At 61.8% G+C, this 13,895-nt stretch carries 12 protein-coding genes; 5 read left to right on the top strand and 7 right to left on the bottom strand.

Annotated elements, in window-relative coordinates; all coding sequences use genetic code 11:
* The first annotated feature begins 51 nt into the window (after positions 1 to 51).
* Positions 52 to 1,113, top strand: a complete 1,062-nt coding sequence (locus tag AC27VO_RS05745; RefSeq protein WP_488665756.1) for an NAD(P)-dependent alcohol dehydrogenase — start codon at positions 52 to 54, stop codon at positions 1,111 to 1,113.
* A gap of 126 nt (positions 1,114 to 1,239) precedes the next feature.
* On the opposite strand, the gene AC27VO_RS05740 is transcribed toward AC27VO_RS05745, so the two are convergent.
* Positions 1,240 to 3,282, bottom strand: a complete 2,043-nt coding sequence (locus tag AC27VO_RS05740; RefSeq protein ID WP_488665755.1) for an acetate--CoA ligase family protein — start codon at positions 3,280 to 3,282, stop codon at positions 1,240 to 1,242.
* A gap of 593 nt (positions 3,283 to 3,875) precedes the next feature.
* On the opposite strand from AC27VO_RS05740, the gene argE reads away from it, so the two are divergent.
* A complete protein-coding gene (gene argE, locus AC27VO_RS05735) occupies positions 3,876 to 5,036 on the top strand; it encodes an acetylornithine deacetylase (protein WP_488665754.1) in 1,161 nt (386 codons plus the stop codon).
* 49 nt (positions 5,037 to 5,085) lie between these two features.
* Here the strand turns inward: argE and AC27VO_RS05730 are convergent, their stop codons facing one another.
* A complete protein-coding gene (locus AC27VO_RS05730; protein WP_488665753.1) occupies positions 5,086 to 6,003 on the bottom strand; it encodes a LysR family transcriptional regulator in 918 nt (305 codons plus the stop codon).
* A 77-nt stretch (positions 6,004 to 6,080) separates the two neighbouring features.
* Here AC27VO_RS05730 and AC27VO_RS05725 point away from each other — a divergent pair, with 77 nt between their 5' ends.
* Together AC27VO_RS05725 and AC27VO_RS05720 are read left to right on the top strand one after the other, a co-directional pair.
* Positions 6,081 to 6,554, top strand: a complete 474-nt coding sequence (locus tag AC27VO_RS05725; protein WP_488665752.1) for a CidA/LrgA family protein — start codon at positions 6,081 to 6,083, stop codon at positions 6,552 to 6,554.
* A 5-nt stretch (positions 6,555 to 6,559) separates the two neighbouring features.
* Positions 6,560 to 7,252, top strand: coding sequence for an LrgB family protein (locus tag AC27VO_RS05720; protein ID WP_488665751.1), 693 nt, complete (start codon positions 6,560 to 6,562; stop codon positions 7,250 to 7,252).
* A gap of 83 nt (positions 7,253 to 7,335) precedes the next feature.
* Here AC27VO_RS05720 and scpC read toward each other — a convergent pair whose 3' ends face one another.
* Complete coding sequence (scpC, locus tag AC27VO_RS05715; RefSeq protein ID WP_488665750.1) at positions 7,336 to 8,904, bottom strand: succinyl-CoA:acetate CoA-transferase ScpC; 1,569 nt, start codon at positions 8,902 to 8,904, stop codon at positions 7,336 to 7,338.
* A gap of 247 nt (positions 8,905 to 9,151) precedes the next feature.
* Here scpC and AC27VO_RS05710 point away from each other — a divergent pair, with 247 nt between their 5' ends.
* Positions 9,152 to 10,141, top strand: coding sequence for a YihY/virulence factor BrkB family protein (locus AC27VO_RS05710; protein WP_488665749.1), 990 nt, complete (start codon positions 9,152 to 9,154; stop codon positions 10,139 to 10,141).
* Positions 10,142 to 10,202: 61 nt separating this feature from the next.
* Here the strand turns inward: AC27VO_RS05710 and cynS are convergent, their stop codons facing one another.
* The 4 genes from cynS to AC27VO_RS05690 are packed head-to-tail and all read right to left on the bottom strand — an operon-like array spanning position 10,203 to position 13,814.
* Complete coding sequence (gene cynS / locus AC27VO_RS05705) at positions 10,203 to 10,646, bottom strand: cyanase (protein ID WP_488665748.1); 444 nt, start codon at positions 10,644 to 10,646, stop codon at positions 10,203 to 10,205.
* A 47-nt stretch (positions 10,647 to 10,693) separates the two neighbouring features.
* Entirely contained in the window at positions 10,694 to 11,563 is an 870-nt protein-coding gene (locus AC27VO_RS05700) for an ABC transporter ATP-binding protein (RefSeq protein ID WP_488665747.1), read from the bottom strand.
* Positions 11,553 to 12,422 carry a nitrate ABC transporter permease gene (ntrB, locus tag AC27VO_RS05695; protein WP_488665746.1) on the bottom strand — a complete coding sequence of 290 codons (870 nt, stop codon included), beginning with the start codon at positions 12,420 to 12,422 and terminating at the stop codon, positions 11,553 to 11,555. The genes AC27VO_RS05700 and ntrB overlap by 11 nt, the downstream gene beginning before the upstream one ends.
* Before the next feature lie 18 nt (positions 12,423 to 12,440).
* The gene (locus AC27VO_RS05690) at positions 12,441 to 13,814 is read right to left on the bottom strand and encodes a CmpA/NrtA family ABC transporter substrate-binding protein (RefSeq protein ID WP_488665745.1); all 1,374 of its coding nucleotides are present in this window, start codon (positions 13,812 to 13,814) and stop codon (positions 12,441 to 12,443) included.
* Positions 13,815 to 13,895: the final 81 nt, after the last annotated feature.

Raw genomic sequence — 13,895 nt, 5'->3', positions numbered from 1 at the left:
GCGAATGCACGTAGGCCATTTCCCACAATCTTTGTTGAAAGACCTGAAGCCATGCCCCAAGCCACCCGCGGCTACGCCGCCACCTCTGCCACCAGCCCGCTGGGTCTGTTTCACTTTGTGCGCCGCGACCCGCGCGACAACGATGTGGTGATCAACATTCTGTACAGCGGTGTGTGCCACTCGGATCTGCACACCGCACGCAATGACTGGGGCGGCACTGTCTACCCCACGGTGCCTGGGCATGAAATTGTGGGCCGCGTGGTGGCGGTGGGCAGTGCCGTCACGCGTTTTCGCGTGGGCGATGCGGTGGGCGTGGGCTGCATGGTGGACAGCTGCCAAAGCTGCGGCGCATGCGCCAAGGGCTGGGAGCAGTACTGCGAACGCGGCATGACGGGCACCTACAACAGCACGGACCGCGTAGACGGCAGTGCCACCCAGGGCGGATATGCCGAACAGGTGGTGGTGCGCCAGGAGTTTGTGCTGAAGCTGCCGGAGAGGCTGAATCTGCAGGCCGTGGCACCGCTGCTGTGCGCCGGCATCACCACCTGGTCACCGCTGCGCCACTGGAAGGTGGGGGCAGGCAGCCGCGTGGCGGTGGTGGGCCTGGGCGGGCTGGGCCATATGGCGCTGAAGCTGGCCAAGGCGCTGGGCGCGCAGGTGACCTTGTTCAGTCGCTCCATCGGCAAGGAAGACGATGCCCGCCGTCTGGGTGCAGACCGCGTGGTCATCAGCACCGACAAGGCGCAGATGAAGGCGGTGCGCGGGCAGTTTGACCTGATCATCGACACCGTGCCCTACGCCCACGATCTGAACCCCTACACCAGCACGCTGGCCACGGGCGGCACGCTGGTGCTGGTGGGCTTTCTGGGCATGCAAGAGCCTGCTGTGAACACCGTGCCGCTGATTCTGGGGCGCAAAGCGGTGGCGGGATCGGTGATCGGCGGGATTGCCGAGACGCAGGAGATGCTGGATTTCTGCGGTCAGCACGGTATTACCGCCGATGTCGAGATGATTGCCATGCAGGACATCAACCAGGCCTATGAACGCATGCTGCACAGCGACGTGAAATACCGCTTTGTGGTGGACATGGACAGCCTGAAATCCGCCGCCTGAAAAGGGCTTTGCAGCGCAGAGCACGGCGACTAGGTGTTGAGCGTCTTTTTGGCCTCTAGCCCAGGCAGTGCAAGCGCTTTCAGCTCCTAAAGCTGAAAAGCACTTTGCACATTCACGCGGGGGCGATCAGTCCTTGGTGCTGGAGGTGGACAGCTGCTGTGCCATCACATCCAGCATGGGCAGGGGCCAGCCCATGGCCCAGCCTGCGGCGGCCACGGCCAGCCATTCGTGCACGGCCCAGTCGCCCATGCGCTGGGGCAGGGGCAGCGTGGTTTCGCTTTCACCGTGCGCGCACACCACGCGGCCATCACGGATAAAGGCCACCCGCCCGTTCACGCGGCGGTGCGACTGCAGCAGCGGGTGCTGTTCATCGGCATCTACCCAGGTGACCTGGCCCAGACAGGTCAGCGCCAGGCTTTCCAGCTGGCCGCAGCCGGTGCCCAGCACCGCCATGCCGCCGGGGCGCACGGTGCGCAGCTGCGCCGCCAGCACGCGTTGCTGCATGCTGGCTTCCAGGCTGGAGGCGTCGGGGCAGATCACGGTCAGATCGCTTTGCGCATAGGCCCAGCCCGATGCGGCAGCACGTGCCATATCCTGCGCAATCACGGCCGCTGTCACGGCGCGGTGCATTAGCACGCGCTGGCCCGCAGAGGGGGACTGGCTGGCAGGCTGCAGCATGGGGTTGCCTTGCAGGTACATCTGCTCGGCGCTGGCCACACCGGTGTAGTAGGACTGTGATTGCAGCCACACCCCCAGGGCCTGCGCCATGCGCTGGCCCGAGGCCTCATCGGCCAGCACACCGGCCAGCGGAATGTGGCCGTCGTCCGGGCGTGGGAACAGGTGCGTGCAGATAGCTTCACCCACGGCGCGTGCCTTGCCGTGCACGGGGTACAGGTGCATGAGCAGGCTGGGGCCGGCGTTCACTTCCACAATCGCGCCACCTTGCTCCAGCAGCGGTTGGCGAATGTCTTGCACCACCATGTCGATGCCGGCAATGTCCAGGCCGATGGTGCGGGCCGCCATGACGGCGTTGCGGGCGATATCGGGGTGCACTTCGTCCGTGCAATCGACGGTCAGGTTGCCTGTGCGCAGCAAGATCACTTGCTGGCCAGCGGCGGGCACGGATTGCGCATCCAGCTGCTGGCGGTGCAGTTCACCGAGCACCTGGGCGTTGCTGGACAGCTCAATGCGCTCCAGCGTGTTGTCGATCAGGCAGCGGCTGTGCTGGTTGATCTGGGTTTCCACCAACTGGGCCACGGTGGCGTGGCCGTCACCGATGACGTTCACGGTTTCGCCGCGCGTGGCTGCCACCACATAGTCGCCCACCACCAGCACGCGGTGCTCGGTGCCGCGGATGCAGCGTTCCACCAGTACCTGCGTGCCTTCGCGGCGGGCCAACTGCCAGGCGGTTTCGACCGAGGCCTGGTCCATCAAATCCAGGCTCACGCCCCGGGCGCGATTGCCGTCCAGCGGCTTGACCACCACGGGCAGGCCCAGACCCTGCGCAATGTGCCAGGCCTGTGCAGGCGAGCTGGCAAAGTCGCCCTGTGGCGTGGGAATGCCGGCGTTGGCCAGCAGGCGCTTGGTCAGCGCTTTGTTGGAGGCGATGTCCTGGGCGATGGCGCCGGTTTTGTCGCTCTCGGCTGTCCAGATGCGCTGCTGCGCCGCGCCCATGCCCAGCTGCACCAGATTGCCTTTGGGGAACAGGCGATAAGCGGGCAGGTGGCGCTGGATGGCGGCATTGGCAATGCAGGCCGTGCTGGGGCCCAGGCATTCTTCATCGATGACGTGGCGAATGCGCCCCAGGGCACCGGCCCATTGCTGGGCACGTTCCACGGCAGACAGGGCCAGCAGCTCCAGCGCTTGCTGCAGCACGCAGCGGCCCAGCGGGGCTTCGCTGGCTTCCAGCACCACGGTGCCACGCCCGTTGATGCCGGGCAGGCATTGGCAAAAGCGGTCGGGCAGGGCCACGGCGGCCAGCAGGCTGTGCAGCAGCTCTTCCAGCTGCGGCCACTGCGCGGCGTCCATGTCCAGCAGCTGTGCTTCTAGCACGGGGTGCGGGCTCCACAGGTTGGTGCCTGTCCAGTGGCGGGTGCGCAGCACATAAGGCTGCTGGCAGTTCAACGCTGTGTCGGTGCAATCAGATTCGGGGGCGGTGAGGACGCGCATACGCGACCCTCCTTGGATTCAAAGGTAGTGGGGACACCCGTACGCCAGACGGACGGCGGCCAGCGGTCATGACGCGCGGCCACGTCCATGCGTGCCATGCATCAAAGGGTGTAGATCAGGTGGAGTGTTGGGTGGGAAAGCGCGTGATAAACGCCGTACCCGCTGGCTTAGGTGCGCAGCCGAAGCAGCGGCCCATCCACGCAGTGCAGCATGTGAATGTTTGTCATGGGTGACTTTCCAAGCCGAGCCCACGTGCGCGGACTGCTGGCCTGTGGTGTTGGGCCTGTAAAAAAACGCGGAGCGATGCTGCTTCACAAGGGCGTTCCCGGCAGGGGCACCTTTGTGGCATGCGGACAGCCATCACTCCATGGGCTGCCAGCGGTCGCCAGAATAGCAGGCTGTCTTCAACTGCGGTAGGGGAGTGCTGCGGAAAGTACGGGTGGCAACTAGGGATTTCTGGCCCGCACGCCTGGGGGCCGTGGTTTGTGCTGCGGGTATTCCCCCTCTGGTAGGCGTATCCGGCGCAGCCAGCGCCGTACACTGCGGGACAGCCTGGGCACCGTGCTGTCCAGGCGCTGAGCAAAGTGCATCCCATGACTACACCGAATACCCACCACTGGCTGCAAACGCTGGTGGCGTTTGACACCACCAGCCGCAATTCCAACCTGCATCTGATTGAGCACGTGCGCGACGCGCTGGCCGCCCAGGGCGTGCGCGTGCAGCTGTTCAAGTCGCCCGATGGCGCGAAATCGAATCTGTTTGCCACCTTGCCCGCCCAGGATGGCGGCACGCAGGGCGGTATTGTGCTGTCCGGCCACACCGATGTGGTGCCCGTGGACGGCCAGCAGTGGGACACCGATCCGTTCGCGCTGACCGCTGTGGGCGATAAGCTCTACGGCCGCGGCACCTGCGACATGAAGGGCTTTATTGCCGCCGGTCTGGCGCTGGTGCCCGAGTTTTTGGCCATGCCGCGCGCCAAGCCGCTGCACTTTGCGCTGTCGTACGACGAAGAAGTGGGCTGCGTGGGGGCACCCATCATGCTGGAGCAACTGAAGCTGCAGGGCCAGCGTTTTGACGGCTGCATTGTGGGCGAGCCCACCAGCATGCAGCCCGTGGTGGCACACAAGGGCATCAATGTGTGGCGCTGCAAGGTGCATGGCAAGGCCGCGCATTCGTCGCTGACGCCCAGCGGCAGCAATGCGATCGAGTACGCCGCGCGCCTGATCTGCCGTATCCGCGATCTGGCCGATGGTTTCAAGGCCCAGGGCCCGTACGACACGTTTTTTGATGTGCCCTACACCAGCATGACGACCAACCAGATCCACGGCGGGATTGCGGTGAACACCATCCCCGAGCTGTGCGAGTTTGCGTACGAATTCCGCAACCTGCCCGGCATTGCCCCCGATGGCATTCAGGCACAGGTGGAAGCCTATGTGCAGCAGGAGCTGCTGCCGCGCATGCGCCAGGAGTTTGCCGAGGCGCGCATTGAGTTTGAATCGCTGGCGGGCGCCCCCTCGTTCGATACAGCGGAAACTGAGGCCATCAGCCAGCTGGCGCAGGCACTGACTGGCGACCGCGAAAAGCGCAAGGTGGCTTACGCCACCGAGGCGGGCCTGTTCCAGCAGGCAGGCATTCCAGCGGTGGTTTGCGGCCCCGGTGCGATTGCGCAGGCCCACAAGGCCAATGAGTACGTCGAAATGGCCCAGCTGCAGCACTGCGAGACCTTTTTGCGTAAGCTGGCGCAGTCGCTGTAACGTTGTAATAGAAATTGGCTGCTAGCGCTTATCCATCAAGCGCTGGCAGCTATGGTTGTGGGAGTGGTGCGGGCGCAGCGCCATGCAGTGGTCGCGGGTAGACCTCGCGCACGCAGTCCAGCCAGGCGCGTGCGGCACGCGACAGATAGCCGGAGCGCCACATCAGCGCCACTTCCCAGTGGGTGTTGGGCTCAACCAGCGGGCGGCTGGCAACGCGCTCGGGGTTGTAGTGTGCAATCACGTGCTCAAACATCACGGCCACGCCCACGTCGGCAGCGACAAGGTGGCCGATGAAGTCCCAGTAGCGCGTCTGCACCGTGACGCGGGGGGTAAAGCCTGCCGCCTCGCACTGTTGCAGCACATATTCGTGCAGCGCAAAGTCGGAGGTGTAGAGCACAAACGGCAGCTCGCGCAGGTCCTGCCAGCGCATCGGCTGGCTGGGGTCCGGCACCCGGTGCACGGGCAGCACCACCCGGGTTTTTTGCAGTGCCACGGTGTAGCGCTCCAGTGCCGGGTCGGGGGCGTTGAACAGGCCCAGTGCCATGTCCAGCTTGCCGTCCTGAATTAGCTGGTACTGGGCGCGTGCACCTTGCTCGTTGACCTGCAGATTCACCCCCGGATAGCGCTGCTGAAACAGTGCAATCACCGGCGCCATGTAGTGGCCGGTGGTGGGCATGATGCCCACGCTCAGCTCCCCGCGTGTGATGTCGTCCACCTCGGCCACCTGCTGGCGCAGCAGCTTGGCTTGCTCCAGCATTTCCAGCCCCCGGTCGTACACCACCTGACCAGCATCGGTCAGTTGCACGCCACGGCCCTCACGCAGCAGCAGCGGGCCGCCCAGTTCGTCTTCCAGCGCCTTGACCATCTTGCTGATGGTGGGTTGGGTCACATGCAACGTCTCGGCCGCACGCGTGAAGCCGTTCTGGCGCACGACCTCAATGAAGTACCGCAGGGCACGCAGGTCCATGTGAATTCCTTTTGGGCATCGTTTTCATGGGAATTATTCATTTTACGAATGCAAGGGTAAACCCTAGACTTGGCACCATGTCAAAGTTTTCGTCCCTGCCTGCGCTACCCACCCCCACCCGCGCCGTGCAGGTGGTCTGGCCGTGGGCCAAGGTGGTGTTGCAAGTGGGCCTGCTCAGTGCCATCTGGGTGGCGATGGACGTGTTGCGCCAGCATTTTGGCTGGAGCATGCCCGCCGGGCTGATTGGCTTTGCCCTATTGGCGGCAGGCCTGTTCAGCGGCGTAGTCAAGGCGCAGTGGCTGCAGGCCGGCACCAACTGGCTGATGGCCGAAATGCTGCTGTTTTTTGTGCCCGCCATGCTGGTGGTGACTGAGTACCCGGATCTGATCCGCCACCAGGGCCTGCGCATTTTGGCGGTGATCGTGGTGAGCACCGCCTGCGTGATGGCGGTGACGGCATTGGCGGTGGACCGGGTCTACCGCCTGGAGCTGTGGCTGGCCCGCCGCAAATCCACGGCTAACGCCCGCCAGGCGCTGGAAAGCCAGGAGTGAGCGCCATGTCGAACGAGATGATCGGCCTGCTGTCGTTGGTGGCCACCGTGGCGTGCTACGCCGTCAACAAGCGCCTGTATGGCCAGTACCAGCATGTGCTGCTGATGCCCATCATCGCCACGCCGCTGGTGCTGATTGCGCTGGTCTTGCTGAGCGAGGTGAGTTTTCCGCAGTACTACGCCCAGACCCATTGGCTGGGCTGGCTGCTGGGCCCCACCACCGTGGCCTTTGCGCTGCCGCTGCACGCGCACCGCGCGCTGCTGAAGAAGCACTGGATGTCGATTTCCACCGGCGTGGTGGCGGCCACCGTGGTGTCGATTGGCACGTCCGTCGCCTTTGCCCAGTGGCTGGGCTTGCCGGAAGATTTGGAAAAAAGCCTGGCCGTGCGTTCCATCACCACACCGTTCGCCATCGAGGCCGAGAAAGTGCTGGGCGGCCCCACCGATCTGGCGGTGCTGTTTGTGCTGCTGACCGGCGTCAGCGCCATGCTGCTGGGCCAGACGGTGCTGCGCTTTTTACCCCGCATTCGCAGCAAGCTGGCCACCGGTGCCAGCTGGGGTGGTGCGGCCCACGGCAGCGGTGTGGCGCGCGCCCGGCAGTACGGTGAGGTGCAGGCTGTGATGGCCTCGCTAGTGATGCTGATTGCCGGTGCGGTGAACGTGCTCGCAGCACCTTTCATCAAGACGCTGCTGTTTTAAAAATGTGAGCTGATTGCGCCCGTGCAGATTGTGCAAGAGGCCAAAAAAAGCAAAAAAAAGCGCTGCCATGGCAGCGCTTTTTTTTACATCGCGCGCAGCACCGGCTGCTGCACAGCGGCATGCATGCTGCCTGTTTTCAGAAAACGGCTGTGCCAGGCATAAGCCTCTTCCAGCAAATGCGGCGTGTGCTTGCCGGAGGCGCCTTGCAATGCGCGCTCCAGGTAGTCGGTCATCTCGGCCTTGTAGTCCGGGTGCACGCATTTGTCGATGATCAGGCGCGCACGCTGCACCGGTGCCAGGCCGCGCAAATCGGTCAGACCTTGTTCGGTGACGATGACCTGCACATCGTGCTCGGTGTGGTCCACATGGGACACCATAGGCACGATGCAGCTGATGTTCCCGCCCTTGGCCATGGATGGTGTCATGAAGATCGACAGATAGGCGTTGCGCGCAAAGTCGCCACTGCCACCGATGCCGTTCATGATGGACGAGCCCATCACGTGCGTGCTGTTGACGTTGCCGTACATATCGGCCTCGATCAGCGCGTTCATCGAGATCAGGCCCATGCGGCGGATCAGCTCAGGGTGGTTGGAGATCTCTTGCGGGCGCAGCACGATGCGCGAGCGGTAGTTCTCGATGTTGGCCAGAAAGCGTTCCATGGCCGCCGGGCTGAGCGCCAGCGAAGTGGTGGAGGCGGTATCGAGCTTGCCCGACTCCAGCATGTCCAGCATGCCGTCCTGCAGCACCTCGGTATAGGCGTTCAGGTGATCGAAGGGGCCGGTGTTCAGGCCCGCCAGCACGGCGTTGGCGATATTGCCCACGCCGGACTGCAGCGGCAGCAGCTCGGGCGGCAGGCGGCCGATCTTCACCTCTTGCTGCAGAAAATCGATGATGTGCTGGGCAATGCGCTGCGAATCGGCATCAGGCGGCGTAAAGCCGGCCAGCTTGTCGCGCTGGGCCGTGGGCACCACGGCAATCACCTTGCTCAGATCGCAGTGCAGATACGGGTCGCCAATACGGTCGAACGGGTGCTCCATGGGGATGGGCTTGCGCTTGGGCGGCACGGCTGCGCCGTAGTAGATGTCGTGCATGCCTTCCAGCTCGGCCGGCTGGGCGCTGTTGACTTCCAGAATGATTTTGTCGGCCTGCTCCAGCCAAGTCTTGTTGTTGCCCACCGAGGTGGAGGGAATCAAGCGCCCGTCAGGCAGGATGCCGGCCACTTCAATCACCGCCACATCGAGGTGACCCAGAAAGCCGAACCACACGTACTGCGCCACATGGGACAGGTGGATGTCCACGTACTGCATGCGCCCGTCGTTGATCTCTTTGCGCACCGTGGGGTCAGACTGGTAGGGCAGGCGGCGCTCAATGCCGTGCACCTTGGCCAGCGCGCCATCCAGCTCGGCCGAGGTGGACGCGCCGGTCCACAGGCTGATGCGGAAGTTGCCGCCCTGGGCGTTCTGCTCCTCAATGCGGCGCGCCAGCGCCTGGGGCACGGCCTTGGGGGCACCGGCGGGGGTGAAGCCGCTCATGCCCAGCGTCATACCGGACTGGATGAGGCTGGCGGCCTGGTCGGCCGTCATGATGCGTTCGCGCAATGCCGGGCACAGCACGCGGTCGGCGGGAGAGGCGGAAGTGAAGGTGGTGTGCATGGTGTTGTCTCCCTGCATTCACTGTCATTCAAGCAGTGATTGTTTGTCTTTTTTCGGGTTTCGCCTTAAGTGGCAACCCGCAGTTAAACACAGCACTCCAGTGCAGACCAGTGTTCTTGACTAGGGTAAACATGGGTGTCGAAGTGCGATCGATCTACGCACAACAGCGGTGCCACCGGGTACAGCGGCACCAGAGAGCGGCCTGCGCTGACACCCTGTGCTGCGCTGAGCACGCCACAATGGCCGCATGGCTTTTGATCGCAACCGCTGGAAACAGCGCGCGGCCTTGCTGCTGCGCCCCTTGCAACCCTTTATCGATGCTGTACAGCTGTGGATGGCGGCCGATGGTCTGCGCATGAGTGCGGCCATGACCTTTTATGGGCTTCTGAGCCTGTCGCCGCTGGTGCTGCTGATCGTGGGACTGCTGGGCTGGTGGATGGATCGCAGCACGGTGGAGAGCACCCTGCTCAGCCAGGTGCAGTCGGTGATGGGTGAGCGCGGCGCCAGCGTGGTGGAAGGGGCGTTGGCCAGCGCCCAGGCACCGGCGCAAGGGCGGGTGGCATCCCTGATCGCTTTTGTGCTGCTGCTGACCGGGGCCACCGGTGTGTTTGTCGAGCTGCAAAACGCCCTCGACAAGCTCTGGCAGTTTGGCAAGCACACGCCACCAGCGGCGCAGGCCGCGTGGTGGAAGCTGGCCACCTTGCGCCTGCGTGGCCTGGCCTATGTGTTGGTGGTGGGCTTTTTGATGCTGGTGACCATGGTGCTGTCCACCGCCATCAAGATGTTCACGCAGCTGGCGGGCAGCTGGCTGCACATGGAACCGCCCGGCCTGGTGATCAGCCTGATCAACGAAAGCGTTTCGTTTGCCGTGATGACGGTCTTGTTTGTGGGCCTGATGCGAATTGGCACGGGCAGCAAGCCACGGCTGCGCTATCTGGTGTTCGGGGCCGTGGTGTCTTCCATGTTGTTCATGCTCAGCAAGCAGGCGCTGGCCTGGTACCTGTCGACGGCCGCCGTGGTGTCTGCGTATGGCGCGGCGGGGTCGCTGGTGGTGGTGCTGATGTGGATTTATGTCACTTCAGCCATCTTGCTGCTGGGGGCCAGCTGCGCACAGGCGCTGGAGATGCAGGCTCACCCTCACCGCCCTGCTAAAAAAAGGCTCAATCTCGCCCAAAACCACACTGCCACCCTACGTAACCCCGAATCAATCAACAGCCAACAATGGCCAGAGATCTAATTTGACTGCCTCAGTAAAAAAGCACCGTCTGTACGGTGCTTTTTTGATGTCGCCCGCGATCCTAATAGGATTTATAGGGCAGGAATTTGCCCGACAGCACCACGTTGACGCGGTCACCATTGGGGTTGGCTTCACGCTGAATGTCCATGCTGAAATCAATCGCGCTCATGATGCCGTCGCCGAACTCTTCGTGGATCAATTCCTTGATGGTGCTGCCGTAGACGCTGACCACTTCATACCAACGATAGATCAGCGGATCCGTGGGCACAGGCGTGGGCAGCGAGCCTTTGTAAGGCACGATTTGCAGCCATTTGGTTTCTTCATCCGTCAGATCAAATATCTTGGCCAGCATAGCGGCTTGCTCAGCGTTGAAGGTCATCTGGCCTAAGCAGCCTGCGGTCACCCACTCCTTACTCAGACCAACTTGCTTGGCTACGTCTTCCCACTTCAGGCCTTTGCTGACCTTGGTGGTGATGATTTTTTCAGTGACGTCATTGCGGTTCATGGTCGATTTCCTTTAACGATCAAAAAGGGTATGGAACAAAAGAGGTGTCAATGGGCCTTGGCGCGGTGCACCAAGAAGTCCACGATGTGGTTGCGCAAGGGGTAGTAGCCTTCCAGATGGTGCAGATCCGCGCGCTTGCGCTCGCGGGGCAGGGGGTTGTCCACCATCTCGGCCACGCCGCCAGCTACATAGCCACTGGCGGTGTCACTGCCATTGCTCATGAGCAAGATGCGGTCAGCCAGCAAGATGGCTTCGTCCACATCGTGGGTGATCATGAAAACGGTTTGCTGGGTTTGGCGTACGATGCCCATTAGTTCGTCTTGGATGGCGCCACGCGTCAGCGCATCCAGTGCCCCAAACGGCTCATCCAACAGCAGCATCTTGGGCTCTATAGAGAACGCACGTGCAATCCCCACACGCTGCTTCATCCCGCCGGATAGCTGCGAAGGTTGCTTGTCGATTGCTGGGCTCAAACCGACCAATTGCACATATTTTTCGACGTGGGTATTGATCTGCGCAGCGCTCCACTGAGGGTGGCGTGATTTCACAGCAAAGGCAATGTTCTGGCGCACGGTGAGCCATGGCATCAGCGCATGGCTCTGAAACACCACCCCACGGTCCAAGCTCGGGCCAGAAATTTCACGCCCTTCCATGAACACGTGGCCAGCGGTGGCGGTGTCCAGTCCAGCGAGCACGTTCAATACGGTGGTTTTGCCGCAACCTGAGTGGCCGATTACGCAGACAAATTCACCGCGCTGGATGTCAAAGTCCACCTGGTCGAACACAGGCTTGGCAGGGTCATAGGCTTTTTGCAGACCTTCGATCTGCAAGAAGGCACGTTCGCTAGCCTGTGCTGCGGCACTGACCTGAGCGGCCGCTTGGGGCAAAGAGGCATTCATACGTTCATCACTCCACATAAGTCACCTTCTTTTGCAAGCTGGCAAATGTCTGATCCAGCAACATGCCCACTACACCAATGGTGAGAATGGCAAACAGTACATTGGTCAGCGACAGGTTGTTCCACTCGTTCCACAAGAAGTAGCCCACGCCGGTGCCGCCCACCAGCATCTCGGCGGCCACAATCACCAGCCAGGCAATGCCCATGGAGATGCGCATGCCCGTAAAGATCGTGGGCGCTGCGGCAGGCAAAATCACTTGAAGCGCTTTGCGCAGCGGGGACACTTCCAAGGTATTGGCTACGTTGAGCCATTCACGCTTGACGCCGGCCACACCAAAGGCGGTGTTGACCAGCATGGGCCAGACCGAGCAAATAAAGATCACAAAAATGCCGCTGGCGGAGGAGTCCTTGATGGTGTAGAGCGCCAAGGGCATCCATGCCAGTGGAGAGATAGGCTTAAGCACTTGAATGAAGGGGTCCAACGCCCTGTACAGCAGCGGTGACATGCCAATCACAAAGCCCAATGGAATGGCGACCAAACAAGCCAAGAAAAAGCCTGCTGCCACGCGCAGCAGCGACCAGCCCAACTGAATGCCAATGCCTTTATCGTTGGGGCCGTTGTCATAGAACGGCTGGGACAGGTGCTGCACCACGGCGGCACCAAATTCACCCGGACTGGGGAATCCTGCTTTGCTGCCCCCTTCACCTTCCGGCGATTTGCCCAACATCTGCATGTACTCAATCTGTTCGGGGTTGAGATTGGCCACAGCGCCCGATGTGCCACCGCCAACCGTCAACCCCGACCACACCGCCAATATGCAAACCAGCAAGGCCAAGGAAATGGCCCAAGCCTGTATGCGCAGAGAAGCTTTTTTCATACCAAACCCTCCACTCGATCAGTTGGTCTTGCGAATCGCAAAGCTTTGAAGGTAGGCCTCAGGCTGTGCCGGATCAAACTCCTTACCCATGATGGTGAACTTGCGCGTTACCCCTTCCGGCACCGGCATGCCCAACGCCTGCATGTGTTTCTTGGCATCGGTGATCAGGAAGATTTGCTGCGCCAATTGCTGGTAGTTCACGTCTTCCTTGAGGTAGCCCCAGCGCTTCATCTGGGTCAAGATCCACACCGCCATGGACTGCCACGGAATGGGGTCAAAGTCTGCGCGGTTGGGCACGTTCTGGATGTTGCCCAGACCATCGGCAAAGCGCCCGGTCAGCACCTGCTTGATAACAATTTCAGGCTGGTTCAAGTAATTGGCGGGGGCAATCGCTTTGGCGATGGCATCACGGTTGGCAGGATCACGCGCCATGGTCGAAGACTTGAGCACGGCGCGGAACAGTGCGGCAAACGTATTCGGGGCCTGCTGGATGAATTTCTCTGAAGCTCCGAAAGCGCAGCACGGGTGTCCTTCCCACAGCTCTTTGGTCAGCAGGTGAATGAAGCCCACTTCTTCAAACACAGCACGCTGGTTGAACGGATCAGGGCCGAGATAGCCGTCAATGTTGCCAGCACGCAGATTGGCCACCATTTCTGGTGGAGGGACTACGCGGATCTGGATATCGGTATCAGGGTTCAAACCGTGCTCCGCCACGTAGTAACGCAGCAGGAAGTTGTGCATGCTGTGCTCAAACGGCACGGCAAACTTCATGCCCTTCCAGTTTTTCGGATCACGGTTGTTCTTGTGTTTGTTGGCCAGCGTAATAGCCTGACCATTGGTGTTCTGGATGGTCGCGACACGCATGGCCGCTTTCGAGGAACCCAGCCCCAGACTCATGGCAATAGGCTGAGGGCTCAGGAAGTGAGAGACATCGTGCTCACCGTGAATCATCTTGTCGCGAATCAGCGCCCAGTTGGCTGTTTTGATAACTTCAGCCTTGAGCCCTTCGGCCTCATAAAAGCCCATGGGGTGGGCCATGATCAATGGCGTGGCGCAGGTAATCGGGATAAAGCCAATCTTGACGTTGGTTTTTTCCAAGGGCCCTTTTTCCTGTGCCATGGCCTGCAAAGCGCCCAACGGCAACACCGAGCCAATCGCTGCGCGCAACGTACCTGCACCGACTGCTTTCAGGAGGTTGCGGCGCACTCCATCGTGCGGGAACAGGGCTTTGACGACCGTGGCCTCAATGCGGTCATTGCTCAGCGCCTCGACGCTGTTGGCCACCGTATCGTGGTCCTCCGGGGCATGGTTTTGGCCGCACGCACAACGCAGTTGCAGGGGGCGATCAGCATCGTATGCGGCAGCGGTCAGGGAACGGGGCAGTTTGAACATGGCACACCTCTTGAAGCAAGCAATGCCCTGCTCTTTGCAACATCCAGACCTGAATGCGTGCCAATCGGTTGTTCTCTCGCA

Source organism: Comamonas sp. 14P8.1.4 (assembly GCF_057799285.1).
The sequence above is the reverse complement of the archived record's forward strand: the minus strand, read 5'-3'. Positions and strand labels throughout refer to the sequence as shown.

Excerpts from the sequence above, each read along its gene's own strand:
- AC27VO_RS05745 (WP_488665756.1), top strand. The coding sequence starts at position 52 with ATGCCCCAAGCCACCCGCGGCTACGCCGCCACCTCTGCCACCAGCCCG.
- AC27VO_RS05740 (WP_488665755.1), bottom strand. The coding sequence starts at position 3,282 with ATGCGCGTCCTCACCGCCCCCGAATCTGATTGCACCGACACAGCGTTG.
- argE (WP_488665754.1), top strand. The coding sequence starts at position 3,876 with ATGACTACACCGAATACCCACCACTGGCTGCAAACGCTGGTGGCGTTT.
- AC27VO_RS05730 (WP_488665753.1), bottom strand. The coding sequence starts at position 6,003 with ATGGACCTGCGTGCCCTGCGGTACTTCATTGAGGTCGTGCGCCAGAAC.
- AC27VO_RS05725 (WP_488665752.1), top strand. The coding sequence starts at position 6,081 with ATGTCAAAGTTTTCGTCCCTGCCTGCGCTACCCACCCCCACCCGCGCC.
- AC27VO_RS05720 (WP_488665751.1), top strand. The coding sequence starts at position 6,560 with ATGTCGAACGAGATGATCGGCCTGCTGTCGTTGGTGGCCACCGTGGCG.
- scpC (WP_488665750.1), bottom strand. The coding sequence starts at position 8,904 with ATGCACACCACCTTCACTTCCGCCTCTCCCGCCGACCGCGTGCTGTGC.
- AC27VO_RS05710 (WP_488665749.1), top strand. The coding sequence starts at position 9,152 with ATGGCTTTTGATCGCAACCGCTGGAAACAGCGCGCGGCCTTGCTGCTG.
- cynS (WP_488665748.1), bottom strand. The coding sequence starts at position 10,646 with ATGAACCGCAATGACGTCACTGAAAAAATCATCACCACCAAGGTCAGC.
- AC27VO_RS05700 (WP_488665747.1), bottom strand. The coding sequence starts at position 11,563 with ATGTGGAGTGATGAACGTATGAATGCCTCTTTGCCCCAAGCGGCCGCT.
- ntrB (WP_488665746.1), bottom strand. The coding sequence starts at position 12,422 with ATGAAAAAAGCTTCTCTGCGCATACAGGCTTGGGCCATTTCCTTGGCC.
- AC27VO_RS05690 (WP_488665745.1), bottom strand. The coding sequence starts at position 13,814 with ATGTTCAAACTGCCCCGTTCCCTGACCGCTGCCGCATACGATGCTGAT.